The 26,076-nt window shown below is 65.1% G+C and carries 34 protein-coding genes; 23 read left to right on the top strand and 11 right to left on the bottom strand.

Annotated features, from left to right (window positions below):
- Positions 1–3: 3 nt before the first annotated feature.
- The 14 genes from BH683_RS07320 (at position 4) to BH683_RS07255 (ending at position 12,646) form a co-directional block, all read left to right on the top strand.
- The gene (locus tag BH683_RS07320) at positions 4–348 is read left to right on the top strand and encodes a hypothetical protein (protein WP_084835619.1); all 345 of its coding nucleotides are present in this window, start codon (positions 4–6) and stop codon (positions 346–348) included.
- Entirely contained in the window at positions 348–839 is a 492-nt protein-coding gene (locus BH683_RS07315; RefSeq protein WP_084835618.1) for a hypothetical protein, read from the top strand. Before BH683_RS07320 ends, BH683_RS07315 begins: the two co-directional genes overlap by 1 nt.
- Before the next feature lie 25 nt (positions 840–864).
- Entirely contained in the window at positions 865–1,596 is a 732-nt protein-coding gene (locus BH683_RS07310) for a hypothetical protein (protein ID WP_084835617.1), read from the top strand.
- A 12-nt stretch (positions 1,597–1,608) separates the two neighbouring features.
- Positions 1,609–2,313, top strand: a complete 705-nt coding sequence (locus BH683_RS07305) for a hypothetical protein (protein ID WP_084835616.1) — start codon at positions 1,609–1,611, stop codon at positions 2,311–2,313.
- Complete coding sequence (locus tag BH683_RS07300) at positions 2,310–4,208, top strand: hypothetical protein (RefSeq protein ID WP_084835615.1); 1,899 nt, start codon at positions 2,310–2,312, stop codon at positions 4,206–4,208. The genes BH683_RS07305 and BH683_RS07300 overlap by 4 nt, the downstream gene beginning before the upstream one ends.
- Positions 4,209–4,266: 58 nt before the next feature.
- Positions 4,267–5,766 carry an SCO6880 family protein gene (locus BH683_RS07295; RefSeq protein WP_084835614.1) on the top strand — a complete coding sequence of 500 codons (1,500 nt, stop codon included), beginning with the start codon at positions 4,267–4,269 and terminating at the stop codon, positions 5,764–5,766.
- 1 nt (position 5,767) lies between these two features.
- Entirely contained in the window at positions 5,768–7,441 is a 1,674-nt protein-coding gene (locus BH683_RS07290; RefSeq protein ID WP_084835613.1) for a hypothetical protein, read from the top strand.
- On the top strand, positions 7,431–8,135 hold the full coding sequence (locus BH683_RS07285; protein WP_143695992.1) for a hypothetical protein: 705 nt from the start codon (positions 7,431–7,433) through the stop codon (positions 8,133–8,135). The genes BH683_RS07290 and BH683_RS07285 overlap by 11 nt, the downstream gene beginning before the upstream one ends.
- Entirely contained in the window at positions 8,132–9,868 is a 1,737-nt protein-coding gene (locus BH683_RS07280) for a type IV secretory system conjugative DNA transfer family protein (protein WP_084835611.1), read from the top strand. Before BH683_RS07285 ends, BH683_RS07280 begins: the two co-directional genes overlap by 4 nt.
- Complete coding sequence (locus BH683_RS07275) at positions 9,865–10,425, top strand: DUF4913 domain-containing protein (RefSeq protein ID WP_084835610.1); 561 nt, start codon at positions 9,865–9,867, stop codon at positions 10,423–10,425. Before BH683_RS07280 ends, BH683_RS07275 begins: the two co-directional genes overlap by 4 nt.
- Positions 10,426–10,738: 313 nt before the next feature.
- The gene (locus tag BH683_RS07270; protein WP_084835609.1) at positions 10,739–11,110 is read left to right on the top strand and encodes a lytic transglycosylase domain-containing protein; all 372 of its coding nucleotides are present in this window, start codon (positions 10,739–10,741) and stop codon (positions 11,108–11,110) included.
- A 66-nt stretch (positions 11,111–11,176) separates the two neighbouring features.
- Entirely contained in the window at positions 11,177–11,431 is a 255-nt protein-coding gene (locus BH683_RS07265) for a hypothetical protein (RefSeq protein ID WP_084835608.1), read from the top strand.
- A gap of 156 nt (positions 11,432–11,587) precedes the next feature.
- Positions 11,588–11,860 (top strand): hypothetical protein, encoded by a 273-nt coding sequence (locus BH683_RS07260; RefSeq protein ID WP_094647309.1) that lies wholly within the window; start codon positions 11,588–11,590, stop codon positions 11,858–11,860.
- Between the two features lie 3 nt (positions 11,861–11,863).
- The gene (locus BH683_RS07255; RefSeq protein ID WP_084835607.1) at positions 11,864–12,646 is read left to right on the top strand and encodes a hypothetical protein; all 783 of its coding nucleotides are present in this window, start codon (positions 11,864–11,866) and stop codon (positions 12,644–12,646) included.
- Between the two features lie 184 nt (positions 12,647–12,830).
- Here the strand turns inward: BH683_RS07255 and BH683_RS07250 are convergent, their stop codons facing one another.
- The 4 genes from BH683_RS07250 to BH683_RS07235 form a co-directional block, all read right to left on the bottom strand.
- Entirely contained in the window at positions 12,831–13,304 is a 474-nt protein-coding gene (locus BH683_RS07250; protein ID WP_143695991.1) for a hypothetical protein, read from the bottom strand.
- Positions 13,305–13,542: 238 nt separating this feature from the next.
- Entirely contained in the window at positions 13,543–14,916 is a 1,374-nt protein-coding gene (locus tag BH683_RS07245) for a hypothetical protein (protein ID WP_084835605.1), read from the bottom strand.
- Positions 14,913–16,505, bottom strand: coding sequence for a relaxase/mobilization nuclease domain-containing protein (locus BH683_RS07240; protein WP_084835604.1), 1,593 nt, complete (start codon positions 16,503–16,505; stop codon positions 14,913–14,915). Before BH683_RS07240 ends, BH683_RS07245 begins: the two co-directional genes overlap by 4 nt.
- On the bottom strand, positions 16,502–16,930 hold the full coding sequence (locus BH683_RS07235) for a hypothetical protein (protein WP_246833236.1): 429 nt from the start codon (positions 16,928–16,930) through the stop codon (positions 16,502–16,504). Before BH683_RS07235 ends, BH683_RS07240 begins: the two co-directional genes overlap by 4 nt.
- A gap of 415 nt (positions 16,931–17,345) precedes the next feature.
- On the opposite strand from BH683_RS07235, the gene BH683_RS07230 reads away from it, so the two are divergent.
- The 8 genes from BH683_RS07230 (at position 17,346) to BH683_RS07195 (ending at position 22,367) form a co-directional block, all read left to right on the top strand.
- A complete protein-coding gene (locus tag BH683_RS07230) occupies positions 17,346–17,765 on the top strand; it encodes a hypothetical protein (RefSeq protein WP_084835602.1) in 420 nt (139 codons plus the stop codon).
- Complete coding sequence (locus BH683_RS07225) at positions 17,762–18,154, top strand: hypothetical protein (protein WP_084835601.1); 393 nt, start codon at positions 17,762–17,764, stop codon at positions 18,152–18,154. Before BH683_RS07230 ends, BH683_RS07225 begins: the two co-directional genes overlap by 4 nt.
- Positions 18,151–18,735 (top strand): hypothetical protein, encoded by a 585-nt coding sequence (locus tag BH683_RS07220; RefSeq protein ID WP_084835600.1) that lies wholly within the window; start codon positions 18,151–18,153, stop codon positions 18,733–18,735. The genes BH683_RS07225 and BH683_RS07220 overlap by 4 nt, the downstream gene beginning before the upstream one ends.
- Positions 18,732–19,400, top strand: coding sequence for a hypothetical protein (locus BH683_RS07215; protein WP_084835599.1), 669 nt, complete (start codon positions 18,732–18,734; stop codon positions 19,398–19,400). The genes BH683_RS07220 and BH683_RS07215 overlap by 4 nt, the downstream gene beginning before the upstream one ends.
- A gap of 12 nt (positions 19,401–19,412) precedes the next feature.
- Entirely contained in the window at positions 19,413–19,835 is a 423-nt protein-coding gene (locus BH683_RS07210; protein ID WP_084835598.1) for a hypothetical protein, read from the top strand.
- Positions 19,832–20,617 (top strand): hypothetical protein, encoded by a 786-nt coding sequence (locus BH683_RS07205; RefSeq protein WP_084835597.1) that lies wholly within the window; start codon positions 19,832–19,834, stop codon positions 20,615–20,617. Before BH683_RS07210 ends, BH683_RS07205 begins: the two co-directional genes overlap by 4 nt.
- A gap of 33 nt (positions 20,618–20,650) precedes the next feature.
- Complete coding sequence (locus tag BH683_RS07200) at positions 20,651–21,907, top strand: hypothetical protein (RefSeq protein ID WP_084835596.1); 1,257 nt, start codon at positions 20,651–20,653, stop codon at positions 21,905–21,907.
- A 166-nt stretch (positions 21,908–22,073) separates the two neighbouring features.
- Positions 22,074–22,367, top strand: a complete 294-nt coding sequence (locus tag BH683_RS07195; protein ID WP_084835595.1) for a hypothetical protein — start codon at positions 22,074–22,076, stop codon at positions 22,365–22,367.
- 7 nt (positions 22,368–22,374) lie between these two features.
- On the opposite strand, the gene BH683_RS07190 is transcribed toward BH683_RS07195, so the two are convergent.
- Genes BH683_RS07190 through BH683_RS07160 form a run of 7 tightly spaced genes read right to left on the bottom strand, consistent with a single transcriptional unit; the run spans position 22,375 to position 25,141 of the window.
- Positions 22,375–23,220 carry a Fic family protein gene (locus BH683_RS07190; protein WP_084835594.1) on the bottom strand — a complete coding sequence of 282 codons (846 nt, stop codon included), beginning with the start codon at positions 23,218–23,220 and terminating at the stop codon, positions 22,375–22,377.
- Positions 23,221–23,400: a hypothetical protein gene (locus BH683_RS07185; RefSeq protein WP_084835593.1), complete on the bottom strand. Its 180-nt coding sequence runs from the start codon at positions 23,398–23,400 to the stop codon at positions 23,221–23,223.
- Between the two features lie 38 nt (positions 23,401–23,438).
- Complete coding sequence (locus BH683_RS07180) at positions 23,439–23,657, bottom strand: hypothetical protein (protein WP_084835592.1); 219 nt, start codon at positions 23,655–23,657, stop codon at positions 23,439–23,441.
- The gene (locus BH683_RS07175; protein WP_246833235.1) at positions 23,654–24,265 is read right to left on the bottom strand and encodes a hypothetical protein; all 612 of its coding nucleotides are present in this window, start codon (positions 24,263–24,265) and stop codon (positions 23,654–23,656) included. The genes BH683_RS07180 and BH683_RS07175 overlap by 4 nt, the downstream gene beginning before the upstream one ends.
- A 52-nt stretch (positions 24,266–24,317) precedes the next feature.
- Positions 24,318–24,584: a hypothetical protein gene (locus BH683_RS07170; RefSeq protein ID WP_084835590.1), complete on the bottom strand. Its 267-nt coding sequence runs from the start codon at positions 24,582–24,584 to the stop codon at positions 24,318–24,320.
- A gap of 30 nt (positions 24,585–24,614) precedes the next feature.
- Positions 24,615–24,884, bottom strand: a complete 270-nt coding sequence (locus BH683_RS07165; RefSeq protein ID WP_143695990.1) for a hypothetical protein — start codon at positions 24,882–24,884, stop codon at positions 24,615–24,617.
- An 11-nt stretch (positions 24,885–24,895) separates the two neighbouring features.
- Entirely contained in the window at positions 24,896–25,141 is a 246-nt protein-coding gene (locus BH683_RS07160; RefSeq protein WP_084835588.1) for a redoxin NrdH, read from the bottom strand.
- A 530-nt stretch (positions 25,142–25,671) separates the two neighbouring features.
- Between BH683_RS07160 and BH683_RS07150 the strand changes: the two genes are divergently transcribed.
- Positions 25,672–25,977: a hypothetical protein gene (locus BH683_RS07150; protein ID WP_084835586.1), complete on the top strand. Its 306-nt coding sequence runs from the start codon at positions 25,672–25,674 to the stop codon at positions 25,975–25,977.
- Positions 25,978–26,076 lie beyond the last annotated feature (99 nt).

Here is a 26,076-nt window from a genome sequence, read left to right as displayed (position 1 = left end):
CCCATGTCTGCACTACTCGAGTTGTGGTCTCAAGGACCCGCACTCATCGACTCCCTACCCCGACCGCATCACGCAGTGACGGTCCTCGCGGACGGTAATTTCCCCGACCCCGAACCGGTACCACTGCCGGAGAAGGCTCAGAACGGCGTCAACACCTTCCTCGGTATGGGCAAAACAATCCTGTATGTCTGCGCGGTGGCCGCCGGCCTCTTCGTCGCCGTCGGGATGGTGGTGGGTGCTCGCGGGCGATCCAACTACGCCAAAGACGCGGTCATGCACTTTCCGTGGATCTTTGGCGGCCTGATCTCGGCTGCCTCGCTGGTCGGCCTGTTCGACATGCTCTCGTAATGGCTGCCGGACCCTGCCGCGCCGCGCGGGTGCTGTGCGTCCTCGCGGCGCTGCTAGCGCTGATGGTGGGCGCTGGTGTGGCGGCCGCAACGCCGTCGGACACGCCCTCACCGGCGCCCAGCGCGCCGGCAGGAAGCGAGTCCGCGGCACCCGAGACGGGGGCTGACTCGGCCGAGTCCGGCGGCGATGAGATCAAGTACGGCACACCCAAGGAGGGTCAGCTGAACTGGGAAGAGTTCGGTGGTGATGCCGATGACGCGCCGAAGACCCTGGACGAGTTCAGCGATTTCGTGATCGGGACGTTGCTGACCGGGTTCGGGATCGTGGCCGTGATGAGCGGAATGACGGTGTGCGGACTGATGATCGTCGGCGCGCGTGGACGATCGACCGTCGCCAAAGCCGCCTTGGAAAGCAGCATCTGGTTGTGGGTGGGCCTGTTTATTGGCGGTTCCTTCAGTTCCATCGGCGGCCTCCTGGTGCTCACCAACTAGAAATTCTCAGAAAGGTTTCACTGCAATGGCTTTGACAACAAAGGAGTTCGCCGGCCGCACCCGCGACTGGCGGTGGCTGGCCGCCGCGATCACGGCTGTGGTGGTTGTCGCAGCCGTGATCGTGGTGAGCCGTAGCGGGGAACCCACCGACCAACCAGGCCAGCAGGCCCAGGTGCCTGGCGCAACGCAGACGACCGGGAAGGGGTCGGTGCTACCTCAGCAACCGGCACTGGTGCGTACCCCAACCGATCCGTTGTGGCTCACCGGCGCGCCACATGACATCTCGTGGCAGCGCGTCGACGGTGTCCCACTGCCGTTCTCCTCCTCAGACGGTCCCGCGCAGATCCGAGGGGCGGTCGCCAGTGGCTACAGCCATACCCCACAAGGAGCAGTGATGGCAGCAGCGCAAATCTCGTTCCGCCTCGCCTGGTCACCGGACTTCACCGACGTGGTCAACGCCCAGACAGCGGTTGATCAACAGACCCGTCAACAGCTGATCGACGCCCGCTCGGCTAATCCGCTCGATCCCGAGCTAATCAGTCAATATGCCTCTGCCCCTATGGCGTTCAAGATCGCCGACTACAACGACACCGCGGCCAGCTTGTGGCTGGCTTTCCCCGGCCAGGGCGGACAGTTCCGGTTCGCCCGCGCGGCACTGACCTGGGTCGACGGCGACTGGAAGTACAGCGACCAGTTCTCTCCGATGGCCACCGATCTTCCCGATTCACCGTCACTCGACGGTTTCACCCGCATCTAGGAGCGCTGCGCCATGTCGTTCACCACCCCAGAGTTCCGCCGACCACAGGCCACCGGCCCGCGGCGCACCATCCTTGCCCTCGTCGCAGTGTGCACGGTCCTTGTCGCGTTCCTTGTCGCGACCATAGTGGTGGTCTCACAGCGCGACACAAACGATGGTGACGGTGGCGGCACCAGCATTGAGACAGTGACGCAAGCCCCCTCGACCGCAATCACCTGGCAGGTCGTCGGCCGCGCGGAGCTTCCCTTCTCCGAAGCAGCCGGACCCTACGAGCTCGACGGAGTCAGCGCCCGTGGCTTCGCGCACACCGAGATCGGCGCGGTCCTCGCTGCGTGGCAGATCGCGCTGCGCCTGTCGGTCCTGTCAGGCACCGACGACATCTACGAGCGCCAGGTGGTCGGGGATCGAGAGGCGGTCGACGCGTTCCGGTTGTCGGTGGCCGATCTCCAAGCATCGTTGGAGCCCGATCAACAGCTGCCCCGGGTGGTGGCGTGGCGGTCGGCCCGCCCGTACAGCGACTATGCCGCCAGTACCGATTTCGCTGTTCCCACCGATTCTGACGACGCGGTCACCGTCATCCGTTTTTCGGTCGTGTGGATCGGTGGGGACTGGAAGCTACAACCCGGCCTCTACGGAGACGCCCCCGCCGACGAGGTGCCGCAGGCGGAGATCTCCGCCGAACGCGGATGGCACCTGTTCGAAGGAGCACTGCAATGAACCAATCCGCTGCGCTGCGCCGTCTCGCCGGCCCACTGGTGACCGCACTGGTGGCGATGCTGGCAGTGCTCACTGTCGGGGCCGGTCTCTCGGCTGCCGATCCTGCCACCGCGCCGGGTTGGATGCCCCCCAAGCCGACGCTGACCGCCGAGCAAAAGGCGTGGCTCACGCCGATGAAAGACCACGAAGACGAATACCAGGTGATCGTGTGCAGCGATCACCGAGAGTTCGGTGAGTGCGAAGAGCACGGGCTGCGTGAGCAATCGAAAGACATGTACGCCTACATCTTCGATAAAGAGGGCAACTACGTCGGCACCACCGGGGCCGGTACCGGTTTGCCGCAGCAACTCGCTCCCGAGCACATCGAGTTGCTCGACGAGAACGGCGTCTTGGACTGCGAGAAGGCACGAAACAAGATCCCGATCTGCTCGGACCCCACCGGCGATCCTGCGCCCGCTCAGTACGACGAGGGCGGCAAGTTCATCAAGCTCACCGAGGGTGGCGGCACTGTCACTCCCGGTGCCGGCGATGTCGACGAGAAAGTGGACCTGGGCAAACTGAACCCGCTCAATGCGGGAAAGGAGATGCTGGACAACTGGTTTGCACAAGCCTGCGAATCGGTCGGTAAGTTCTCCGGCGACCTGCTGGTGCTGTCGATGTCATGGTGGCTCAAAGTCGACTCGATCGACATCTCCTACGCCGGCGCACTCAACGGCGAAAAGCCCATCCAGACCGTCGCCATGATGATCATCGCGGCCGGGATCATCGGTTCAGCGATCGGCATGATGATGATGCGTCGCAGCGGCCCGGCCGCCGAGTTCGCAATCGGCGCACTCAAGTTCATCCTAATCTCGTCCCTGTCGATGGTCGTCCTGGCCGGCGCGCTGCACGCCGGAGACGACTTCGCCCAGCAGATCACCGCCAAAGGCGCTGAGGAGTTCGGGCCGCGGATGCGGGAAATGCTAGGTATCCAGACCATCGCCAACCCCGGCGGGGTGCTGCTGTTGGGGATTGTCGCGGTGGTGCTGAGCTTCATTCAGTGGGTGATCGGCTTCGCCCGCCAGGCCGGCATCGTGGTGCTGTTCGCGTTGCTGATCTTCGCCGCCGCGGGGCAGCTCGCTCCGTGGGGCCGGGCGTGGTTCCCGAAAATCGTCGGGATGCTCACCGCCCTGGTGCTTTACAAACCTGCTGCCGCCATGCTGTATTCGCTGGCCTGGAAGCTCATGGGTACTGAGAAGTCCCTCTCGGCGGTCATGGTCGGGTTGATGGTCCTGGCGCTGGCGATCCTGTCTTTGCCCACCATGTTGGCGTTCTTCAGTTTCCTCACGCCGGGTATTGCTGGCGGCGGATCGGCGGGGGCTGTCCTGGCAGGGGCTGCCGCCGGCGGCGCGGGCGCGAGCCAGTTGTCCAACTCGTTGGGTGGCGGCGGTGACGCGCAATCGAACTACATGGACTCCACCGGCCCGGCGAGCACTCCGCAAGGCCCCGAAGCAGATCCCAGCCCCGGCAACAGCACCGGCGGACCCAGCTCCGGCGGCAAGGGCGACGGCAGCGGTGGCAGCGACGGGACTAGCGGAGGCGAAGCAGGCGACCTGTCCGGCGGGGATATGTCCGGAGCAGACATGGGACCGGGGCCAGCCGAAGAAAGTCCCGACGCCGGCGGCGGCATCGGAGCGGACTCGGGCGGCGGTGTGCCAGTGGCGGGATCGGCAGAAGGCGGCGCGGCAGGTGCCGAAGCCGCCGGGGGCGGTGCCGCCGCAGCCAACCCGTACGTCGCCGGAGCTATGGCCGTCGGCGAAGCCGCAGGACAGGTACAAAGCGGAGCCGATTCACTGGCCACCGAATCCACTGGCGGCAGCAGCGGCGAGAACGAGTTCGGCCCGGACATGCCATGACACCACTCAGAACATATCGACCACGACCTGCCGATCAGGACAGAGAAGGAACAGCACTATGAGTAGCAGCAGCCCGGCGTACACCGGTTTCCGCAAATCCCGCGGCTGGGGTGTGGGCAAACTCGGCACCAGAGGCACGATCGCGGTCTTCGTGAGCATCTTCGCGATCTGCATGTCCCCCATGCTCGGCAGCCTCTCCTTCACCCTGGTGCTGGTTGCGGTGGCGATACCCACTCTGTTTCTGACGGTCATCCCTTTTGGGGAGCGAACCGCGATGGGTCACATCGCCCATCACGGGCGATGGGCGAGCGCGGGCAATGCCACCGCGTGGGCCGACGATGTGTTCGAGGAAGTCGCGCGGGGAGAGAACCTGCCTGGTGTCCTGGCCCCGCTGTGCCCGATCAAGGTGGAAGACGGGCGCGGCGGCTACCAGTGCCTGATCTGGAACCGGCGGACCGGGATCCTCTCGGCCCGTCTGCACGTCTCCCCGGTCGGATTGACCCTCGCTGACGACGACGACGCGTTGCAGTGGGTGACGAACTTCGGTGGCCTGCTGGCTGATCTGGGGCACATGCCGCTGGTCTCAGCGATCGCGTTCACCGCCGAGTCCGCTCCCAGCGGGGGAGTGAACCAGCGGGCCTACACCGTGGGGACAGCTGCCAAAAACTGGGAAGACGGCCGCCTGGTTAAAGACTCACCCCAGGTGTGCCGGGAGATTTTGACCGAGCTGGTGTCCCAGAGCCGCGCTACCACTGCCGAGGTGACCTGCCTGGTGACGATCAATTTCGATTTGAAGAACGCAGTCCCCGAACCCAAGACCCTCGCCGAAGGGGCCGCGGAGGTAGTCAATATGTTGCCCCGGTTCGAAAGCTCCCTGGCCGCATCAGGAATGACGGTCACCAACCGTGCCAGCACTGGGCAAACGATCCGCTACCTGCGCGCCGCATTCGATCCCGCCGTGCGGACCGCCGACTTCTCCCAGGACGACGAGCTGTGGGAGTGGGCTGATGCCGGGCCACTGCGCACCGAGGAGTCAGCGGACGTGTACTCGCACGACTCGGGTTATTCAGTGTCCTGGCTGATGAAGGCCCCGCCTCGAGGAGTGGTGCGCTACCGCCAGCTCATTCCGTTGGTGTCACCAGGGCGGTATCACCGCCGGGTCTCGCTGGTCTACCGCCCCTACAGCGCAGGCGAAGCCTCCAAAAAGGTCGAAGACGAGGTGAACGCCGGCACCTTCCGCCGCATCTGGGCGAACAAAACGAAAAAGGATGAGACGCAACGTGATCACGACGATCGGGTCAAAGCCCGCCGGGCAGCGCAGGAAGAGTCCTTGGGTGCCGGTTTGGGACGGTTCACCATGTATGTGACTACCACGGTCCGCAACGAACAGACCCTCGCTGCGGCCTGCTCCGATGTCGAGGAGCGCATGGGACAGGCCAAGATTCACTTCCGCCGGGCCCGCAAGGCGATGGCCGCGACCTTCGCCGCCTCTCTGGGTGTGGGCATCGAGCCGAGCGCCGGACTCTCGCGGATCTCGACCGAACGATGGGGAAGCTGACATGGGACATCACAGCGCATTGACTGCCCTCGCCGCACGGCCCCAAGCCCCTGCCGAAGAGGGCGTGGCCGCCGAAGGGGTGCGGGTGAGCATGGGTGAGCGCATCTTAACGGCGCTGGGGTTGGGCAAACGGTCCGTCGCCGCCGACGACCCCGAAGCCGAGGACATCTCCTACGACCACCTCGACCCGCATATGCCGTTCGAGGTGCTCAATGCCGCGCTAGGGCCTGTGCCTGGTCCCAAAGGCGATCGCCGCGAGTTCGGGGGATGGGCGGCCAACGTCGAGGCCGGGCAGCTCTGGCAATCCACGACCGCGCAGATGCCCGGTTTCTACCCGTTTCCCGCTCCCGCCGGCGCTCAGGTCCGTGGGGTGCCGTTCGGCCGGAACCTGCACACCGCCGAACCGATCGGCCTCGATCCCGCGCAATGGCTGATCGACGGACTGGTCACCAACACCGGAATCTGGGTGCAGGGTCAACCCGGGGTCGGCAAGTCCACCGCCATCAAACGGCTGCTGATGGGCCTGGTGGGCTTCGGATTTACTGGCGTCATACCTGGCGACCTCAAAGACGAATACACCCCACTGGTGCACGCCATGGGTGGCGCAGTGTTCCGGGTCGGCCGGGGAGTGGGCATGGATTCGCTCAACCCTCTCGATCTCGGGCCTTTGCGTGCGGTCATCAACGCCTCCACCGGGGCTGAGCGTGAACAACTGCTAGCCATGGCCAACGGTCGTCGCCTGGCGCTACTTGAATCGCTCTTCACCATCGCCGGTGGCCACGAGCTGGGCCCTACCGAACGTCTGCTGCTGGGCACAGCGACGGCCATCGCCGCCGATGCCGCCGGCCGCGACAACGATCCCACCATCCCCGATGTGCTACGCGCCATCGATGACGGCAGCGATCCGCTGCGCAAGATCATGGCGGTGGCCCCACTCGCGAGCGCCGGTGCCGAGGACCTCTCCTATGCCCGTGAGATCCGCGACTTCCGCAACACCATGGACTTGCTGTGCAGCCCGGATGGGCCGATCAACGGCATGTTCGACCGACCCTCAACCTTCAAGGTCCCCAAAGACGTGCCGGCAGTGTCGCTGTCCCTCTCAGCCATCGAAGACGACAGCGATGCAGTCGTGTCCGCGGCCATGATGTGCGCTTGGACCTGGGCCACGTCGGTCGTCGAGGCACAGCAAGCCAGCGGAGTGCGCCGCAACATCTTCCAACCCCAAGACGAGCTGTGGCGAGCGCTGCGGGCCGCACCCGGACTGGTGGAAAAGTCCGACCGCGTCACCCGCCTCAATCGGCACCGCGGCATCGTCTCAGCTCAATCGACACACTCGACCACCGACCTCGATGCCCTGCCCACCGAGCAGGACCGCGCCAAAGCCAAAGGCATGGCCGCCCGCAACGGCGTCAAGATCCTCGGCGGCCTCGACAACGCCGAGATGGGACGCCTTCACGAAATCACGCCGTTCACCAGCAGGGAACGGCAGATGGTGACCAAATGGTCCGCACCACCGACCTGGGTTCCCGGCCAACGCCACCCCGGCCGGGGCAAATACCTCGTCAAATCCGGAGCCCGTATGGGCCTGCCCGTGATGCTCGAACTGACCCCCAAAGAACTCGACATCTACAACACCGACACCGCCTGGGAAGGGATCAAAGGTCATGTCGCATAAGCACACACCGGTACAGCACCGGCAGCCTGGCATGGAGCTGTGGACGGCGCCGCACACGCAGCTGATGATCACCCACACTCCCGCCGACCTGCTCACCGCCGTGTGGCGACAGTCCCCGCAGACCGCTGTGATCAGTGCCGCTGCACCGGCCCAGGGGCAGCGGCGCGCGTGGTGGCCAGCAATCTCATTGAGCTCTGACGTGCGGGTGGCCAGTGCGGTCGCTGAGCAACTCACCAGCGCGCTACCCGCCGCTATGCGTGCGGTCGTGCCCGAAGCGTCGGTGGTGGTCGCTGCGGCGCTACACGCGGCGTCCATGGTCGACTGGCCGCCGATCACCATCGCCCACCTGCTCGACTCCCGATCGACCGCCACCTTCGCCGAGCTGCTCGCCGGCAGCGGGTCCGAGGATCTCACCCTCGATCTGGCGGCCGTAGCCGGAGACCTGGCCCCTGGCCGCGATGCGGTCGTTGCCGCCGCCGCCGCGGCAGTGATGCCACTGGTGACCGAGCAGAGCATTGTGAGCGGCCCAGGTAGCGGCGGCCGGGGTCCGGGCCCGTTCTACGAACTGCGCTGCCCCACAGGCACCGATGCGGTGTGCATCGACGCCAGCTCCACGCTGGGAGCGGTGGTGGCCGATCGGTGCCGCTATCTGGCGCGCGCCGCAGGGCTGCGCCGCCAGGAGACAGCGGCATGAGCGCCGCAGGCACTGACAACGCGGGGCAGATCATCGCCGGCGGCATCATCGCGGCTGTGGCGTATCTGGGCGCGCTGACCGGTGTGCAGATGGTCACCGGCTGGCCGCAATGGATCGTGCTCGGAGCCGGCCTGGTGATCGGCGCAGCGATCACGGCCCTGGCCACGGTGACCTACCCGCTGTGGGGTCTGACCCCCGCGCAGCGCAAGCTCCGTGACACCAAGGACCTCGGGGACGTCATAGGCCCAGGGGCAGCGAAAAAGGGTGCCGAGCTACGCGGCCTCGACGACCACCACGATCAAGACATGGCGCAGCTGGCCACCGTGATCGGTAAGGTCGCCGGACGCAAGAAGCTGCTGTACAAAACGCTCGAAGACTTCTGCCTCGTCATCATGGGTCCGCGGTCGAATAAGACCTCTTCACAAGCGGTGCCACGCATCCTCGCCGCGCTCGGCGCGGTCGTGGCGACCTCGAACAAACCTGATCTCTGGATCCTGACAGCCGCGATGCGCAAGCTACGAGGACCCATCTACGCCTACGATCCTGGGCAGATCGCATTCGCCACACAGATGTGGTGGTGGAACATCCTGCGCGACATCACCTCGTTTAACTCCGCGATGCGGATCGCCACCCACTTCATGGCCGGGGTCGGCTCAGACAACTCCGAGAGTGGCAACTCCGGCTTCTTCGATTCCGGAGCCAAGTTCATGCTGGCCCGAAACTTGCTCGCCGCCGCGCTATCTGGGCACACCATGCGCGATGTGGTGCTGTGGATCGACACCTATTCCCGCAAGCCCGTGGAACTGCTACGCGAGCACGGACAAAACCGGGCCGCCGACGCGCTCGAAGGTCAACTCGAACTACCCCACGAAACCCTCGGCGGAATCCAGGGTGGCGCGGCCGCAGCGCTGGCCTGCATCCAGGACGAATCGGCCCTGACGTGGATCACCCCACCCGATACCTGGATCGACCAGCCCGACCACGACGTCCCCGAACTCGACTTGTGGACGCTGTTCACCGCCACCGCCGACGACGCCCCCACCCTGTACTTGATGACCCAAGAAGGAGCCGAAAGCTCCGGCCCGGTCGTGGCAGCGATGGTCGATCACATCTTCAAACTCGCAGATCTCGCCGCCTCTGCCCAAGGTGGCCGCGCTGACCCGCCCGTCACGCTGGTCCTCGATGAGGCAGCCAATATCTGCAAGATCAAAGACCTCCCCGCCAAAGCGTCGCACCTGGGCAGCAAAGGCGTTCTCGTCGACGTCATCTTGCAGTCCTACCAACAAGGGATGGGGGTCTGGGGCCGCGAGAAGATGGGCGCACTGTGGGGCGCATCGACCTGCCGCGTCATCGGGGCCGGTCTGCAAAACATCGAGGACGCCCGGATGATCTCCGACCTCGTGGGCACGCACAAGATCTGGCAAACCAACTCCAACGGACCGCAAGGAAAATCCCGCTCGCTCGTCGACGAGCCGATCATGCGGCCCGAAGAAGTCGCCGCCATGTCGCGCAAACACGCACTGCTCATCCGCCAAGGATCGCGGCCGGTCCTGATGGACCTACTGCCCTGGTACACCGAGGACGAGTCACGCGAGATCAAAGAGATCGCCCGCCGGGCCACCAGCGAGATCCGCGACAGCGCCATGACCGCCCTGGGAACCACGAACTCCCTGGGCCGACACCTGCACCAGATCGCCGCGACCGAGAACACCACCAAAGCCCAGAGTGCATGACTACCAACGATATTGCCGATCTTCGCGCAGCTCTGGCAACGATGCAGGACCAGCTCGCACGAGTCAGCGAAAGCACGACGCTGCACGCACAAGCGCTCGATTCCCTCGAACGCCTCGCCGACACCCCGCCACCCACCGACGCCGTTGACCAGGCCGATCCGGACACCACGCCCGAACCGCCGGCCCCTGCTGCCGAGTCCGGACCACCCGACCTTGCTGTACTCATCCCCTGGGTCCAGGCCAACGTCTCGGGCTGGTGCGAACGCAAACTCAGCAACTCCGGACAGGGCGACGTGCGGTGGTGCACCCGCTGGTACGCACACCCCGAAGCCATCACCCGGTTCTGGGTGCTGCGGTCAGTGCAGATCGCTGCCGCCAGCGAAGGGCCAGAAGCAGTCTCGGCATACCTGCGTGATCACTTCGATCACCATCTAGGAGTTCTGATCGCACCAACAGGGCCGTTCAATCGCTGCACCGCCGACCTTCACGAACCCCACCGTCGCTACCTCACTACCGAGGTGCCCGGCAGTGCCTATAGCGGCCAACCGCAGCAGTAGGCCTTGTCCCCATGCCCGTCGTTGGTCGGCACACTCCCAGACTCTTCGCTGACCAGCGGCGCGGGTGTGGCCGGAAGCGCGCTTCTCCCCGGCGGCGCACCTTCCGGCCACACCCACTTCCCAGAACCCGAACCCGAACCCGAACCCGAACCCGAACCCGAAGAGATGGTCGACAATGAGACTTTCACTCGCAGCCGTGATCACAGCAATATGCGGCTCAGCTACCACCCTTGTTGTCAGCGACCCAGGGGCAGCTCACAGCGCCCCGGTAGATGTTCCTGCCGCGTACCAGCACGCTATACACACTGGTCCCTTGCAGTGCCCACATCACGAGATCACCCCAGACTTCATCGCCGCGCAGGTATGGGCTGAATCCCGCTGGCGTATCGACGCGACCTCCCCAGGAGGCGCCCAAGGTCCAGCCCAGCTGCTGCCTCACGTGTTCGCGATCTACGGCGCCGACGACGACAGCAACGGCGTCGCTTCACCCTTCGACATTGCCGACGCCATCGGAGCCCTCGTCCGCCTGGACTGCATTACGGCTTCCAACCTCAGGGCCGCCGGCCACCCGACCGATCCGGTATCTATCGCAGCGGCGTATAGAGGCGGACTGACACGAGTCGATGACCCCAACCTTCGCAAGGGCGTGGGCTCGGTGTTCACCAACGCCGTTCCCGCGCAATAGAAACCAATGACTCGCGCAGCTGTAGTCATGCCCCTCAGCGGCAACCCAAACCCTCATGAGCCAGTGATGGCTGCGGTGTACGTCGAACTCCGCGGCGACAAGCGGACCGCGGCCGAGTGGACCGCGCATCTGACAGACCAGCTCGACGGGGTCGACCTCGAAGTCGTGATCGAACCCGCAGGGGACCGCGCGGCCATCGTCCTGACGGCCAGCAGGGATTTCGGGCCGGCGGCCCTTGAGCACACCGTGGACCGCCTCATCTCTGACCCCCACAGTTTCGGGCTCCTCGACGCTGCCCGCACCCAACGAGCCTCAGACTAGTGAGAATTCTGACCTGCCCTCACGGGCAGGGCCGACGCGAGAAACCTTGGTACGTGAACTCAGTGCACGCCTGCTACCGCACGTCAGCTCTATAGTGTGGCTGGCGGTCCACGTGGGCCGCCGCAACCTACCCGAACGGGGAAGACTGTGGTTCCAATGAAGTCTGGTAGCCGCCTTGACGGCAGTGACCTCGGGCAATTTGTGAAATTGACAGGGCCGGACTTCGCTATTACCGGCCGTATTGTCAAGATTCATCACGACTGGACGCGTCTACTTCCGGATGACTCTCCGACATTGGATCACAACATCTACGTGGACTTCGGCGAGCTGCACGGCGGGCAGTGGGTCAAGGTTGGGCATGATCAAGCCATCCACCTCAGCGATTCTGCCGACCAGGTTGAGAACACCGATCTGACCTTCGGAGCATGACGAGTGCAAGGCGAAGTCACCGAGGACCAGGTTGCGGCGAAGTGGCACGAGATTTCGCCGTTGATCGACCGCATGTCCGAACGCATTGGGGATCGAGATGACTTTAAAGTCGCTGCCGGTTCATCCCTAGCGTCCGACGATGCGCTGACTAATCCCTACCAGCTCTCACACTCGGTGCGGCTGTGCATGACCGCCGGCGTCGATCACCTCCACTCCGTCAAACGGTTGGTGATGGACAGTCAAGTGCTGCACGTTGCTGCGCCGTTTTCGCTCTCACGCGGCGCGTTAGAGACGTTCTCGGCGGCCTTCTGGATGTTGCACCCAATAGCCCCAGGTGACCGGATCGCTCACGGTCTTCGCTGGCACGCGAAAAACTTCAACGACATGCACTCAGCAGTCGACCTCCTGCCCGACGTCGTTCAAAACTCGACGCTTAAGGCAAAATACGCCAAGCTCTACCGCATCTCAGATGCACACGGCCTTTCTCGGAAATCTATTCGAGACGGCTATACGAGTACTGCAGCAGTGAAATATGCCGAGGAGCATTCTTCAGTCAGGGTGTTGTTTCCGTGGCAGCTCTGCTCAGGCTTCGCCCATGGACGTCCGTGGGCCTATCTCGGCGCTTCGTCGCGCGAGCAGTTCGAAACAGAGGACCCCCAGGTCCAACACCTGCGGTTGACGAGCAGCCTGACGACCGTTCTATATCCGGCGTTGCAGGCGCTTCATCTGCTCCAGGACGTGTTGAAACTGTTTGCGGATCGGTCTAACACGAGTCCTATTGTGTGACGTTCTCATCGCTGGGCTCGGCGAGGACCTGACGGGGAGCACACCTGCCTAACCCCGAAAATGCACCGCGGGGAATGAGTGCTGGTGTCGGGCGCGGTGGTTCGCCTACACCACCGCTGCAACGACTGGTTGCGCAAGCATCGGACATCGAAAGTGCCAACGGGTTCGTGACCGACTGACCGTCCTATCCAGCCATGTCCTCCCCTTCTTCGGACATGTCCATGCCTGTAAGGCGCTTCCATTCTGGGGGAACGTGCAGCCCCAAGATCTCAACCTCTTGCTTCGCTCCAAGGTCTGGCCTGATCTGGTTGACCTCGGTCCAGCGGATAGGAAGGGAGAACGTGGTGTCGATGAATAGCTCAGCCACTGCGGGGGATGTATCGCGGTTCAAGTGCATGAGGTAGCCATGCTCGGTGGATTCGGCGCCCCTCATCTGCCACTTATCGCCTGGGCGTCCCCAGATCGGGAACCTGCTCGGCGTCAGCATCTTGATGAGCAGGGGCCAGTGCGTGAATCCTGGCGGTGATTTCGGGGGGATCAACTGCCCACTGTCGTCGACCAACTCTTGTCCTGCGTTCCTGGTAAAGCGACGAGACTGGCGGAACTTAGTGTTGCGCTCCGACCATGAGTGAAGTTCGTTGTCTACGACAAACTCCACCCTTTGCACCGTCTTCGGAGGGCCGGACAGGTCGGTCTTTCCCCACGACCTGTATTCGGCGGTTCCGGATATTCGTGTACATGTCTCGGTGTTTTGGAGAAGGCTGATCGCAGCCAGAGTGTCTTCCAGAGTTATCGCCATGCTGATAGGCATACCAGTTCGTGTGCAGAGGCTTGACTGCTAGCAGCATGGGCTGTGTGGTTCTTGTCCGGGGCACGGCGCAGCTGGTCTGTTGTGGTCACGATGTGCGTGGCCGTGCGCGGGTCTGGGTCTTCTGTTGCGTGCGGGCTGGGCGGGCGGCGATCGCTTTCGCGCGTGACTGGCCCTGCGATGCGGCAGGACCCACCGTCGCCAGGGGAGCGGCTGCGGCATGCACAGGCTCGGCGGCGATTTCGCTGCGATCGGAGTCGGTCTGCTGAGCATTCGCCTGTTCGTCGGCCGCGGTGTGCTCATGGTCGACGGCCATGCCGTAGTCACTGTCGCGGTCCTCCGCGAGCTCCGCACCCTCGGGGGAGTTGGTGCGGTGCTCGTCGGCGTCGGGGTTGGCGATTACGGCCAGGTGCTCGTCGTCGGCGCGCTCTGCGGTCTGCTCGTGCTGTGCGGCGAGATCGTCTTCAGATGCGCTGCGCCCGTTGTGATCGTGGAGCTGGGCATCGGCGGCGTTGAGCAGCCCGGGGTATTTGTCAGCCAGTTGTGCGTCGAAGGCCTCATCGAACTGTCCAATGAGCCGGGCGGCCCGCGCTCGGTCGTCAGGACCGTTGCCGGCCTCGGTGGCCAGCCATTCGACGGCGGCTTCGCGGCGAGCTTGGTCTTCGGTCGCGGGCTCTTTCATCCCCTTCATTGTGCGGTGCAGCTGCCACGCGGCCAGTCCGGCCGGAGTGCGGACTTTGGCGTCGAAGCTGAGACCTGCCACCGCGTCAGCGAGCGCGTCGGGGTCTGCGCCGGCCGAGGTGTACTCGGCGAAGCGTTTCTCCGCCAGGCCCCATCGTGGGTCGTCGAACACTCGTGCCGGTATGCGGCCGTCGAGCCTGTCGGCCAGCGTCTGCGACTGCTGCTCTTGATCCTGGTCGGCATGCGGCGTGGCCCCGGTGAGCAGATCGTCATCGGCTCGCACCTTGGAGTCGGTGTCCAGGGCGAGGGCGGCGGCCCGGTCGTCAGCGATGTCTTTAGCCACCGCCCGTAGATCGGTGAGCCGGTCGTGGGTGGGGGAGTCTGCGAGCCATTCGCGGACGTGCTGGCCGGTTTCGGCGCTGCCGGCCGCGACAGTGACCACCCGATCACCGAGGACGCCTTGAACGACTTGCGATCCGTCGGGGAGGTCGGCGTGGGAGACGACCATGCCTGCGGGGTCATGGCGTACTGAGTCTGCGTCCCCGTCAGCGACGATTCGATTCCACTGCTCGGCTTGTGTCGGGGTGAGCAGGTCGATCGCGGCGGCGTCAGCGGCCAGCTCCATGCGTGCGCCGTGTTCATCGTCAGCCCACGCGGCGCGGCCGTTGGCTTCGCGGCGGGCGCGCAGAGCGCCCGAGACCATACGTGCGGCCATCGCATAGGCCAGCAGTTCGCTGCGGGGCAGAGACAGGCTGGGGACTTCGGTCTCGGGTGCGGTCATCGTGTCGGTCCTTTCGGTGGTGGCTGCTGGGATCGGCCCTGGTGCTGAGGCAGACCGGGGCGCGCGGCGACGCCCGGTGTGCGCGGGGCGGTATCGGTGCGTAGGTCCGGGGCCGGCGCGGCGGGGGTGAGTGTCTGCGGTGCGCCGGCGCGGACGTGGTGCGCGCTCGAGCGGGCGGCGTTGGCTGCGTTGGGTTGGTGGCGTTGCTCGTGCCACGCGGCGATTTCGAGCATGAGTCCGGCAAGAGCAACGGCGAGTTCGATACTCGCGCTACGGGACGGGCCGCGTTCGGCGACCATCCGCAATGCCAGCAGGTTTCGGGCGGCGTCGTTGAGTGCATCGGCTGCCGCTGCCGCCGGTCCGGTCTGTGTGGTGTGGGGTCGGGCAGCGCGGGCGGAGCGGTGACCGTGCCACACCGCTGCGGTGCGGGGCCGCCCCGGTTCCGGGTGCGCGCCGTCGGTGACCCGCGAGTAGGCGACCATCAACCGTTGTCCGGCCACGGCGATGTCGCCGCGGACCCGATCGGCGCCTGTGGAGCGCAGCTCGCTGCGCGCCAGGACGACGGCCCCGGCGGCTTCGCGGAGCTTCTGTGAGGTCAGGTCCCAGGTGATCTTTTCCGCCGGCCGCTCAGGTAGCGGACCGCCGTGGCGGGCCAGTCCGGCGGTGATCTTCGGCCACGACAGATCCGAAGCGAGTTTGCCTCCGCCGTAGAACACTGGTTTGCCCGCCTTGGTCGTGAACTCGGGATCGGCCACCGCGTAGCCGCTCACCGCTCCGGCGCCATCGCGGCGCAGATGGACCAGCATTCCGTGATCGCGCAGACCGGCCAGGAACTCATCGGGTGATCCTGCGGTGGCAGCAGTTTCGGCAACGGTTTGCTGTAGCCGACCGCGGATCGTCTCGGCCGCATCGGTGCGCGGGCGATCGCGCAACCGGCCGGCGGCGCGCTGCCGGGTGGTCTTTTCTTGTTCGCCGCGCGTGACCGCACGGTCGGCGCTGCGATCGTCCTGCCCCGTCTCGGTCAGACCCAGCTTGCGCTCCCAGTCCCGTGACACCGACCGAACCACATGAAAGTCGTTCTTGGGGTAGAACCTTTTCCCGGTGTCCTGGCGGACCAGGGTGGCCGCGATGTGGATGTGGTCGTTGCCCTGGGCGCTGGTGCCGTGGTGCACAGCGATCCACCGGCAACCCCCCGGATCATTGGCCGGCGCTATTCCGGTCTGGTCCATGACTTGCGCTGCGATCTGGCCCCACTGCTCGTGTGTCAACGCGCCATCGGCGGCGGGCAGTGCGATCGAGCAGTGCCAGACATAGCCGTGCTTGGTGAATCCCGGCTCGCCCTCGGCGGGCTGGCGACGGGGGAGACCCGCAGCGTCGGCCGGGGCCTGCACATGTGCGCGCAACGCGGCCATGCCCGCCGGGTCGAAGTCGAAGTCGTCGGGGCCGATCTGTGCCGGTTGCAGCGCGCCCGGATCGGATTGCCAGGACGCGATCACCGTGGGGCGGGTGTGCTCGTTGGTCCGGCCCGGCCCCATTAGGTAGGACACCAGACCGGGTGCGTCCCAGCCGCGCCCAATCTTGTCGATCACCGCAACCTCCGCAGCAAACCCATGAGTTCGGCGTCGGTGCGCTCGTTGGTCCGGCGCACGAAGTCGAGGACCGCAGCAGTTTCGGGAGCCAGCTGCCCGGTGGAGTTCGCGTGCCGGGCCACATCGTTGAGGTTGCCGGCCACGTTGCCCATCAACCGGCGTAGCCGCCGGACCTCGTCCAGCAACTCCCGGGCTTGGGCCACATCAAGCGGAACCGCGCCCGCATCGCTGTCGGTGTCCCTCGCATCGCTACCGGTGGTGGCCTTCGCGGCCCGCACGCCGGCAGCAGCGACGAACGCCATCGGCGTTAACTCCATCTGGGCTGCGGCCCGCTCGATCACGGCCCGCTCCTCGTCCGACAACCACACCTGGCGCGGCTTACGCGGCTGCCCCGAGGTGTGGGCGCGGTACCCGCCCTTGCTCACTGTCGGCACCTGCTGCCCCCGTCATCTCGTGGGTCGCGTCCCCGCCCGCGACCCTGTAACCAGTCGACCGGTCCACCGTCACCGGCCGACCTTGTACCTCGAATTCTTCCGGGTGCTCGCAGCAGGCGCAAGCCAAAACCATTGGGTTTTGGAATATCTTGCTCCCGCTTCTGGCACTTTTCTTGTCCCGCCGCCACTCTCAGTGGCTCAGACCAAAAAAACGCACGCGCACTGCCATTTTCGCAGTCGTACTGCGGACGTATCTGGCTCGGTCTACCGAAGCTCAGGACCAGGGTCATGCCTTCGGTCGCCACGCCCATGTCGGCCTCCCTTGCGGAATTAGAAACATTAGATACATTAGATACATCGCCGGGAGGTTCGGCAACTTTTCACCAAAAAACCGGAAGGGGCAGCAGTGGCCACCAGCAAGAGCAAGGTGACATCGAGCAGCGTGCTCGACGCCTATCGCCAGCAGATCATTCCGACCGATACCGAACAAAAGATCGCAGACCTGGCCGCCGCCGTAGCCACCTACGAAAGCAATAAGGCCGATCGCACGGCGCAGGAACGGGCCCTCGCCCAACGGCAGACAGAGGACGAGGACGCGGTCTTTGATGCCTACGAACTGGCGAAGACGCACGGGGCCAAGGCCTCGATCCTCTCCGAGATCGGTCTTAAACCCGAAGGCGCTCTGGTCGCCGCACGCGGTCGGCGCAAACAAACTTCCGATGCCGAGACCATCCCTCAGGCTGACGTTCCCACCCCCGCCGGCGGCAGCGACGACCTCGGGGCACAGTCATTGCAGCCACCAGCACCTGACGCGGTCAGCGCATGAGCAGCGCAGACCGCGCACCCTCTGACGGCGTCGGCGCGATCCTCGAAGAGGCCCGGCAAGCCATCCATGAGGCCGTCGCCGCCGAACCCGGTTCCGAACGTGAACGCTCAGCCGCCCACCATGCCGAAAGCTTGGCCAACACGGTGCTTCTCGACCCGGCCGCGACCGACCGACACCGCGAATACGCCGGGTATTACCACGCCGACGCCCGCGCGATGCAAGCGCCGGGACGCGACCGGAGCCCGGTCAATCGGGCGGCAGGGCCGCTCGATGCCGGTACCGGACAGCCGCGTGCCGGGGCTCCTGCCTCCGCCGCAACCCCAGCCCAGCCGGGTCACGTCAGGCGCACAAACCAAGCAAGCGAAAACACGAATGCGAGGCGGATATGAGTAGCCCCAACAACCAGTCGGCCGCAGCGAACCAGCTGCGCTACGCAGAGTTTGAGCTGTCCCACGTGGAACCTCAAGACAACGTGTACCAGTGGTTCAAGACCGCCATCACAGAGATGGCCACCTACGGACAGCACGACGAACAGTTCGGGCTGAGCGAACTGACAGATGGCTGGAAACTGCTCAGCAAACACGGACCGGGCTCACCCGAAGTGACCCAATGGTTCTCCGACCGCAACTCGATGCCGCCGTATCCGTTGGGCGAAGAACAGTTCCATCCACACCAAGGCTCCTCAGCGCACCAGTCCACCATCGAACACTTCCATCGCTTTCAGCACGAGTTCAACGGACACGTCGATTCCACTGTCTCCGCGAATGTCGCTGCCGCACGGCAAGAGAACCGCCAACTCAAGGGACTAGATCCAGCGCATCGCGCGGCCGGTCCCTTGTCGCCCGGCCCGAAGGAAGATCAGGCAAGCAGCCCCACCCAGACAGCCGTCTCAGCGCAGCGGCCGGCCCATCTGACGCGCCAAGACCGCGCCGCACAAAACAGCAGCAAGACCCACAGGCACCTCCAATGAGCAGCCCTCACGAGCGCGACGACCGGTTCTACGGCTACAACCAGGATCCCTACACCCGCAATCCGCATCTCGACCCGTACACCGGATACCAGCGCGACAGCGCCGGTGACTCCACCCGGGCCTATGAGGTCGCGCCGCAACCGCCCGAGCCGGAGCGCTCCTTCATCGACGCAGACGACTCGAAAGACACGCGTCGGCGCCCAGTGGATCTCGGTGTGCATCTGTCGATGTTCGCCGGGGGAGTAGTCGCGAGCGCGGCCGTCATCGGTCTGCTGGCGTACCTGCTGTGCGCGGTGGCACTGGCCAGCATCTACAACAACATCTCGCCGACCTATTGGGCCCAGAACTCGATCGCGCCAGTACCGACGACCCAGACCGCGGCCACCGTCGCAGGCAGCGTTGCCGCTGTTCTCGCCGCAGCGGTGCTGCTGGTCGTCCTCATCAAAACCACGCCAGCTCCGCACATTTTCTTCCTCACCCTCGGCGGACTGGCCGTCGTTGCCGTGCTTCTGGCGTCGGGTCTGCTCGACGTCCTCAGCGGCACCCGCCCCTGGCAATCAACGCTGGGCCCACTGGTCATCCGTCTCGTCCTGGGCTGGGCAGCAGTCGCTCTGATCGCCACAACCGGAAGACTCACAGCTACCCGCGCACCGCGCCCGTACTGAGGAGAGCACCCCATGACCGACGATCAGAACACGCCCTGGACCCGAGAACGGCACAGCTTTTCGTGCACACAGGAAACCTGGGACGCCGCCAAAAAGGCCTGGATGAGCGACCTCAACACCTACCCCGCCTGGACCGAATGGCTCGAAGCTGCTCTCGCCGAAGCCATCGCCACGACACGAAAGCAGTACGGGGAACTAGCGACCGCCCCGGCCCGCATACCGCCGGGCCGCCGCGAGAGTGCCCCTGCCGATGCACCGTCGCGCACCCGCCGGGCTTTCACCTGCCAACCGCACATCTGGGCTGACACCCGCAACGCCTGGTGGACCGAACGCGACAGCATCGTCCACCTCTCGGACTGGATATCGACCGCGATGTCCACCAAAGCCGCCGCCACCCCTGACCGCGATCCCACGACGCAAAGGACCCCACGATGAGGCGAAACAAACCCATCCCGGCCGCATCAGCCGAACCCTGGAACGTCGAGCCCGACGCACCACCAACAGCCACCCCGGGCCCCTATGACGCCGACACCACCGTCATCAATCCCATCCCGCCTGACGGGTACGAATCCGCGAGCGAGCCACCCGAATCCTCATCAAGCGACCAGTCCCGCCCCGGTACCGAGTTCCCCCTTTCGGCCACCCCGCCGCCGGCCCAGCCCGGCCATCGACGGAACATGCGCGGCTACATCATCGCTAGCGCACTGGTGGTCGTGGTCCTGGTGATCGGCGCGATCGGGGCGTCAGTACTCACCGGCGCCGGCGACACTACACCACCAGCAGCAGAACCGTCCGTGGCCGCACCACCGCCTGTCGCCACAGCCCCCTCCGACGAAGACTGCCCCGACGCCACCGACGGCCCCGTGACCACCGGCCGCGATGCGGGCGGAACCGTCGGCGGCGCCGAGGTCATCAAAGCCTTCGAATACGCCTACTACGTGAAGCGATCCGGGGTAGCGGCACGAGAACTCGTGGCCCCGCTCGGCAAACCAAACCGGGCCGATCAGATGCAGGCCTTCATCGACCGACTCGACCCCGACACCCTTCACTGCGTGAAGATCACTGACCGTGGCAACGGCCTCTGGGCAGTCGAACTCACCGAGCTACTCCCACGGGGAGGTGAGCCCATCACCTACCACCAACTCATTCAAACCATCGACGCAGACGGTCGCACCTTCATCAATTCCATCGTCAAAGACCCCGACGCCACCTCCTAAACCGCCCGACACCCACCGAAAAGGAAGCACACAATGTCACTGCACACCCCACCGAACCGCCGCGCATCCGACCGACACGCACGCGGAAAAGTCATGGCGGCCAGCATCATCGCTGTCATGGCGATGAGCCCAGCATTCGCCGGCCCAGCATTCGCCGACGAACCCGAACAAGGAGGAGTCACCACCGAAGAACCCACCCCCGACCCCGGACAGGGCGGCGTGACCAACGTGCCCGAAACCCCGGCTCCCGCTCCCGAATCGGCCCCAGCCCCAGCCCCAGCCCCGGAGTATCCACAAGGCGCCCTCCCATCACCGCCCAGCACGGGCGCGGACCCGGTGATCTGGACCGAACCCTCCGGCCCTTCGGCGGAGACCCCGTACACCCCGCTACCTCAAGGTCCACTCCACGAGCCACGACCCACACCACCGGTGGCACCGAAATACGTGCCCGTCGAACAAATCCGCCTAGGAAACCAGGTGTGGGACCGCGGTGTCGTGCCTGAACCATGGGCTGTCACGATCAACGAATACACAGGGTGGACCGAAGCCGAGATCGCCCGCCATTTCGAATCGATCGGCTTCACCAAAGACGAGGCGGCCCGCCGCGCCGCTGCAGCAGTATTCGCCGGAGTCACCGGCGGCGCGATCGTCGCTGTCGCCGTCGGCGGCACCGTCTTTCTGACCACCGCACTGCTCGCAGTGCCAGCGGGGGCACTCATCGGCGGCCTCATCGGGACCACTGTTCCCATCCCACCGCCGCCGCTCAACACTCTCGCCGGCGTCGGACTCGGCGCCGCCGCAGGACTCGGCGCCGCCGCTGCGGCAGGCGTCGCCAGCGGAACAGCTGCATTCACCGTCGCCGCCCTCGGATTCGGAATAGCTGGTTGGCTCCTAGGCGCAGGCGACGCCAACACCAACCCCACAGCGCCGTGGGACAAGCCATCCGCGCCCGACCCGGCCCCTGCACCACTGCCGAACCCGGAAGCCAACCAGTACGACCTGGTCCTTGACGCACCCACAGCATCGGGTGCCGGGCTTCCGGCGGTGGACTACACCGTTAACACCGATGGCGATGTGAACTTCTCGACGAACATCGCCGGTATCCCGCCGATCTCGGGTGGCTGGACCGCCGAGCAGGCCGCAGCACCGTATGAGGTCCTGGGCCAGTGGGCCCAGCCCGCGAAGGACGCCGTGGCTTCGGTGACCAAGCAGGCCAGCGACGGACTCACCGCCGTGGTCGACGGCCTGCACATCGCCTATCCGCAGACCCAACCAGCGCCAGCGGCCTAACCGAAAAGCGCCTCGCACATCGCCACGGTGGTTGCTCGAATTCGCCTGTTCCCCCGGTCCATTCCAGGACCGGGGGAACAGACGTGTCCGCGCAACCGCAGCGCACGTGTCACAGCTCTGTGGTAGCAAGACCTGACACAGAGGTCAGGGAAAGGGGGAGGCTGTCATGGATCCAGCATGGATTTTGATCATCGGATGGTTTGGGATCGGAGCCGTGATCGGACTGGTCGTGTTCGCAATCGGCTGGCTCAAAAACCCACCCCGCAAAGGTCAATGGATACGCCCAGCTGACCCGCGCCGGCCGATGATCTGGATGCCGCCGGTCTCTGCCGCTCCGCTCATCACTAGAGCGCTCCTGGCAACAGCGCTCGGACTGTGCTTCATTCCGGTCGTGTTGCTCTTGGGGTTCGCTGGCACCGCCAAGAACACCGCAGGCCCACGCCCGGCCCATCGGTGGTAGCCGGGAACTAGCGCCCTTGGCCGCGCCCTGACCGCGGTTGCGAGCTCACCGACCCCGGCCGTGTCACTCGAGGCGGAGCGTCGGCGCGTCCCCTCGTCGAGGCGGGCCGCTCGTCGCCTCCGGCCGCCAGTGGCCCGCCGGCGGCCGTCGCTGCCCGAAACGTCGTCGCCGGGAGCCCCGTCCGTTTGTGTGCTCGCATGGCGTAATACAGATCCACGGAGGTCCGGTTATCTCGCTGGCCCTGTGTACGCGTTAGGGAGCCCGGCGCCGCGGTCCCAGCCGGGACCACACCGGGCCGTAGTTCGGCGGCCAAATACCTCGAGTCGACGGTGGCCATGGCCACGTGCCGCGCAGCGTGCATCGCAGAGGCATTCACGGACTTCCAGTCGATATCCCATCCGGCGGCATGGATATACCGCGTGAAAAAGACCCGTTGACTGCGTGAATTGCCGTCGGTAAATGGGTGGATGCTTGTGAGCTCACCCCAGTGGTCGGCGACCGTGGCGGCAGCGGCATCGGGGTCGGTCGACGGCGGAGTGTCGGTGGCGATCGCTCCGAAGACCCGGTCCAGTTCGCGGGAGATGTTGTCGGGCCGGCAGTGCACCAGGCCCATGGCGCCGGTGTCGCGGGTGCGTTGCTGGCCGGCCCACTGATAGACGTCTTTGAAGATGTAGTGATGGATGCGCTGCAGGTGCGCGAAGTCAAAGTCCCCGGCCGCGATGTCTGGGTCGACGTCGAGTTCAGCGATCCGGATGGCCGTGGCGGCGCGCTCGAACTCGCGGAACAGGTGCGGGTCGCTGATGCCGAGGAGGTTCTCCGGAACCGGCCCCGCCTCGCCGCTACTGGGTGGCATCTACCGGGAACGGATCTCCGCCAGCAAACGGGCAATTTCCTCGTCGCCGGTCGTTTCGCCCCGGGCCACGCGACGGACAGCGGCTTCATCTGCCTCGGTCAGCGGCATACCGGCCATCTCGTGACCAGCAGCGACCGCGGCAAGAACCTGTTCTTCAGTACGGGTAGTCGTCGTGGCCATCGTGATTGCTCCTCGGGTCGTCTGCGTTCATTCTACTGTCAAAACAAGGTGTGTTGGGCTTCGGCGGCTGCATCGTTGGTGAGCTGTTCGTACGCGGCGGCCATTCGCTCTATCGCAGCTAACGGTTCCTCGAGTTCGGTGGCGATCTGCTCCCAACTCATGTGTTCGTCGTGGTGCATATGCCAGGCCATGCGCTGCAGATCAACGGCCCGCAACACCGGCCCACCGGCCGCCTGCGCTGGCTGGGGGGCGCTCATAGCTTCGCCAGCTGGTCGCGCTTGGTGAGCCAGAGTTCTTCGGCTCGTTGCTGGTGGCCGGTGAGGTTTTCCCAGTGCCCGGCGAGCTCTTCGACGCTGACGCTTTCGCGGATCTGCGACATCCGGGCCAGCAGGCCGGCGTAGCCGCGGCGGTACCACTGGTCGACGACTTTGGCGGCCAGGTGCGGCAGGTCAGCGCCACCGACCATCGGGCCTCGCGAAGGGGAAATGATCGCGAGTAGTTCAGCTTCCACGCGCTGCAACCGTCCGGTCTCGAACAACTGCGCCTGGACCAGGGCCGGGTTTGGAGGTGCGCCGCCATCGAGGACCGCGCAGATGGCCAGGAAGATCTCGCGATGCGCACCCTTCCAGAACGGATCCCACCGGTCGCCGGTTGCCATGATGTGACGGACCTTCCGGGCCATGCCGGCCGGCGCCCACATCAGTGCGGTGAGAAAAGCAGCTTCGACGCCAGTGGTGACGGTGCTTTCGGTGTCCAGATCGGCTCCCACGCCGCCCGGGAACTCACTCGATGACAGGCCCGCTTCGTCGAGCTGGTCGTCAACGGCAGGGGTGGCGGTGTCCATGTCACTGGCGGTGATGGTCATCGGTTCCTCCTGATCGGCGCGCGCGGGTGTCGGTGGCGTGGGGTCGTCGTGCTCAGGCGGTGGCATAGGACAGGTCCGCATAGATGCAGTGCGGTTGATGGGGCTCGGACAGGTGTTCGCTGCATTCGGTGCAGCACTCGTCGTTGTCGTAGCGCAGGTCCTCCGCGCGCAACCATGGGCGCATCCGGTGCGCTGTCTCCGCTCGCTCGGCCAGCTCCTCGAGGCGGCCGGCCTGCCGGGGGTCGCCGGCGTCCTGGGCACGCTGCGCCTGCTCCCGGTAGTGCGTGGCACGGGCGGCGTAGTTGTTGCGGACGGTCATTTGAATGCTCCTCAGGAATACAAAAGATGCTCAGGGAAGGGCCGTGATGATGCGGTGGGCGGCCCGGATGCCGCGGGCAGCATCAGCGATAAATAGCTCCGCGTCGGGGCTATCAACGGAGTCGACGTATTCGATGTCATAGAGCACGCCCTCGCCCAGCACTGACGTCAACCGCTCAGCGTGGTCGAGGTGTTCTCCCGCCGCACGCAAGGCTGCTGCCAGCTCTTCCCGGGTGGCCGCGATATCGCGGTCACGGTCCTGTTCGATCTGATCCATCTCGTCCACGTTCTCGGAGGTCATGTTCATTCCCTTCATGCCGCTGCGGTGGCAGCGAGCTTCTTGATCTCATCGGGACGGAACCCGGACCAATGTTCCTCTCCTGCAACGACAACGGGGGCTTGCAGGTAGCCCAGGCTCATCACGTAGTCGCGGGCTTCGGCGTCTTCGGTGATGTCCACGACGTCGTAGGCGATGCCGTTCTTCTCCAGGGCCTTGTAAGTGGCATTGCACTGGACGCAGGCGGGTTTGGTGTAGACGGTGACGGTGGTTGCAGTCATTGTTGTGGACTCTCCGAGTTATGTGCGACTGAGTGTTTCGATGGTTCCATTCTATGATGTATTCGTTTGTTGTGCAATACTTTTCGCCATTCTTAGGTGACTTCTATTTGATGATTGTGGTCATTGAGTTTGTGGCATTTCCTGATATTTGCGCCGCCCTGTCGGGGTGGTTCCGTGCTCAAGTTGCGGAGGCCAGAAAGGGCCGCGAAATAAGCGGATCGGAGCGCAGCGACGGGTAGCGCGTGGGTCTTTGTGGGTGGAGCTGCTTGACGCGGGGCCAGGCCCGATTCAGTCATCCTCGGCGCATCAGGCAATGACCGTTACGTGAGCTGCGACTCCTGGCGATTGTGCTGGTAGTGGGCTATTCTTGGCTCTGTCAGATTGGCGTCCGACACTCTCTTTTCAGATCGCATGCGCTTGCGTGCGTGTGCCTTTGTGGTGCGCGCATTCGGCGTCATTTGTGGTCGGGGTCTTTCTGTCCGCTCGGCCTGTTCGGGTCGGGTGTCGGGCAAACAAAAGGGCTGTGAAATATGGGCAAGTTGAAGCGATTTGCGGTGTCCTCGGTGGGGTGCGCGGCGGCGGCCGGCATCGTGTTCGGTGTGGCCGCGCCGGCGCAGGCGGACACCCTGCACGTGGTCGAAAAGACGCGGTACTGGTCAGATAATTCCAGCTACTACGAGTACGGGCCGTTCCGTGGACCTGAGCATTGCGCGAACTTCGCTCGGTCGAATCCTGCTCTCGCGCCGTTGTTTACCTCGAAACAGGCGACGTGCTTCGCGCCCAGCCTGGCCTCGAATGCGCCGTGGTTTCTGAACGCGCCGATCAACGTCCTCTAGAGCAGCAGTGCGGCCCCACCCTTGCGGGTGGGGCCGGTGCGGCCTGCTAGTCGTTCTCGCCGAAGGGATCGGACGGTGTGCCGTCCGGGAGGTGCCAGC

It is taken from the genome of Williamsia sp. 1138, assembly GCF_002095435.2.
In the GTDB taxonomy this organism is placed as follows: domain Bacteria; phylum Actinomycetota; class Actinomycetes; order Mycobacteriales; family Mycobacteriaceae; genus Williamsia.
Note: the sequence above shows the minus strand (reverse complement) of the source record. Positions and strands in the feature narration are given on the sequence as shown.

Coding starts and splice junctions, on each gene's coding strand:
- BH683_RS07320 (WP_084835619.1), top strand. CDS start 4: ATGTCTGCACTACTCGAGTTGTGGTCTCAAGGACCCGCACTCATCGAC.
- BH683_RS07315 (WP_084835618.1), top strand. CDS start 348: ATGGCTGCCGGACCCTGCCGCGCCGCGCGGGTGCTGTGCGTCCTCGCG.
- BH683_RS07310 (WP_084835617.1), top strand. CDS start 865: ATGGCTTTGACAACAAAGGAGTTCGCCGGCCGCACCCGCGACTGGCGG.
- BH683_RS07305 (WP_084835616.1), top strand. CDS start 1,609: ATGTCGTTCACCACCCCAGAGTTCCGCCGACCACAGGCCACCGGCCCG.
- BH683_RS07300 (WP_084835615.1), top strand. CDS start 2,310: ATGAACCAATCCGCTGCGCTGCGCCGTCTCGCCGGCCCACTGGTGACC.
- BH683_RS07295 (WP_084835614.1), top strand. CDS start 4,267: ATGAGTAGCAGCAGCCCGGCGTACACCGGTTTCCGCAAATCCCGCGGC.
- BH683_RS07290 (WP_084835613.1), top strand. CDS start 5,768: ATGGGACATCACAGCGCATTGACTGCCCTCGCCGCACGGCCCCAAGCC.
- BH683_RS07285 (WP_143695992.1), top strand. CDS start 7,431: ATGTCGCATAAGCACACACCGGTACAGCACCGGCAGCCTGGCATGGAG.
- BH683_RS07280 (WP_084835611.1), top strand. CDS start 8,132: ATGAGCGCCGCAGGCACTGACAACGCGGGGCAGATCATCGCCGGCGGC.
- BH683_RS07275 (WP_084835610.1), top strand. CDS start 9,865: ATGACTACCAACGATATTGCCGATCTTCGCGCAGCTCTGGCAACGATG.
- BH683_RS07265 (WP_084835608.1), top strand. CDS start 11,177: ATGGCTGCGGTGTACGTCGAACTCCGCGGCGACAAGCGGACCGCGGCC.
- BH683_RS07260 (WP_094647309.1), top strand. CDS start 11,588: ATGAAGTCTGGTAGCCGCCTTGACGGCAGTGACCTCGGGCAATTTGTG.
- BH683_RS07245 (WP_084835605.1), bottom strand. CDS start 14,916: ATGACCGCACCCGAGACCGAAGTCCCCAGCCTGTCTCTGCCCCGCAGC.
- BH683_RS07225 (WP_084835601.1), top strand. CDS start 17,762: ATGAGCAGCGCAGACCGCGCACCCTCTGACGGCGTCGGCGCGATCCTC.
- BH683_RS07220 (WP_084835600.1), top strand. CDS start 18,151: ATGAGTAGCCCCAACAACCAGTCGGCCGCAGCGAACCAGCTGCGCTAC.
- BH683_RS07215 (WP_084835599.1), top strand. CDS start 18,732: ATGAGCAGCCCTCACGAGCGCGACGACCGGTTCTACGGCTACAACCAG.
- BH683_RS07210 (WP_084835598.1), top strand. CDS start 19,413: ATGACCGACGATCAGAACACGCCCTGGACCCGAGAACGGCACAGCTTT.
- BH683_RS07205 (WP_084835597.1), top strand. CDS start 19,832: ATGAGGCGAAACAAACCCATCCCGGCCGCATCAGCCGAACCCTGGAAC.
- BH683_RS07200 (WP_084835596.1), top strand. CDS start 20,651: ATGTCACTGCACACCCCACCGAACCGCCGCGCATCCGACCGACACGCA.
- BH683_RS07195 (WP_084835595.1), top strand. CDS start 22,074: ATGGATCCAGCATGGATTTTGATCATCGGATGGTTTGGGATCGGAGCC.
- BH683_RS07190 (WP_084835594.1), bottom strand. CDS start 23,220: ATGCCACCCAGTAGCGGCGAGGCGGGGCCGGTTCCGGAGAACCTCCTC.
- BH683_RS07185 (WP_084835593.1), bottom strand. CDS start 23,400: ATGGCCACGACGACTACCCGTACTGAAGAACAGGTTCTTGCCGCGGTC.
- BH683_RS07180 (WP_084835592.1), bottom strand. CDS start 23,657: ATGAGCGCCCCCCAGCCAGCGCAGGCGGCCGGTGGGCCGGTGTTGCGG.
- BH683_RS07175 (WP_246833235.1), bottom strand. CDS start 24,265: ATGACCATCACCGCCAGTGACATGGACACCGCCACCCCTGCCGTTGAC.
- BH683_RS07170 (WP_084835590.1), bottom strand. CDS start 24,584: ATGACCGTCCGCAACAACTACGCCGCCCGTGCCACGCACTACCGGGAG.
- BH683_RS07165 (WP_143695990.1), bottom strand. CDS start 24,884: ATGACCTCCGAGAACGTGGACGAGATGGATCAGATCGAACAGGACCGT.
- BH683_RS07160 (WP_084835588.1), bottom strand. CDS start 25,141: ATGACTGCAACCACCGTCACCGTCTACACCAAACCCGCCTGCGTCCAG.
- BH683_RS07150 (WP_084835586.1), top strand. CDS start 25,672: ATGGGCAAGTTGAAGCGATTTGCGGTGTCCTCGGTGGGGTGCGCGGCG.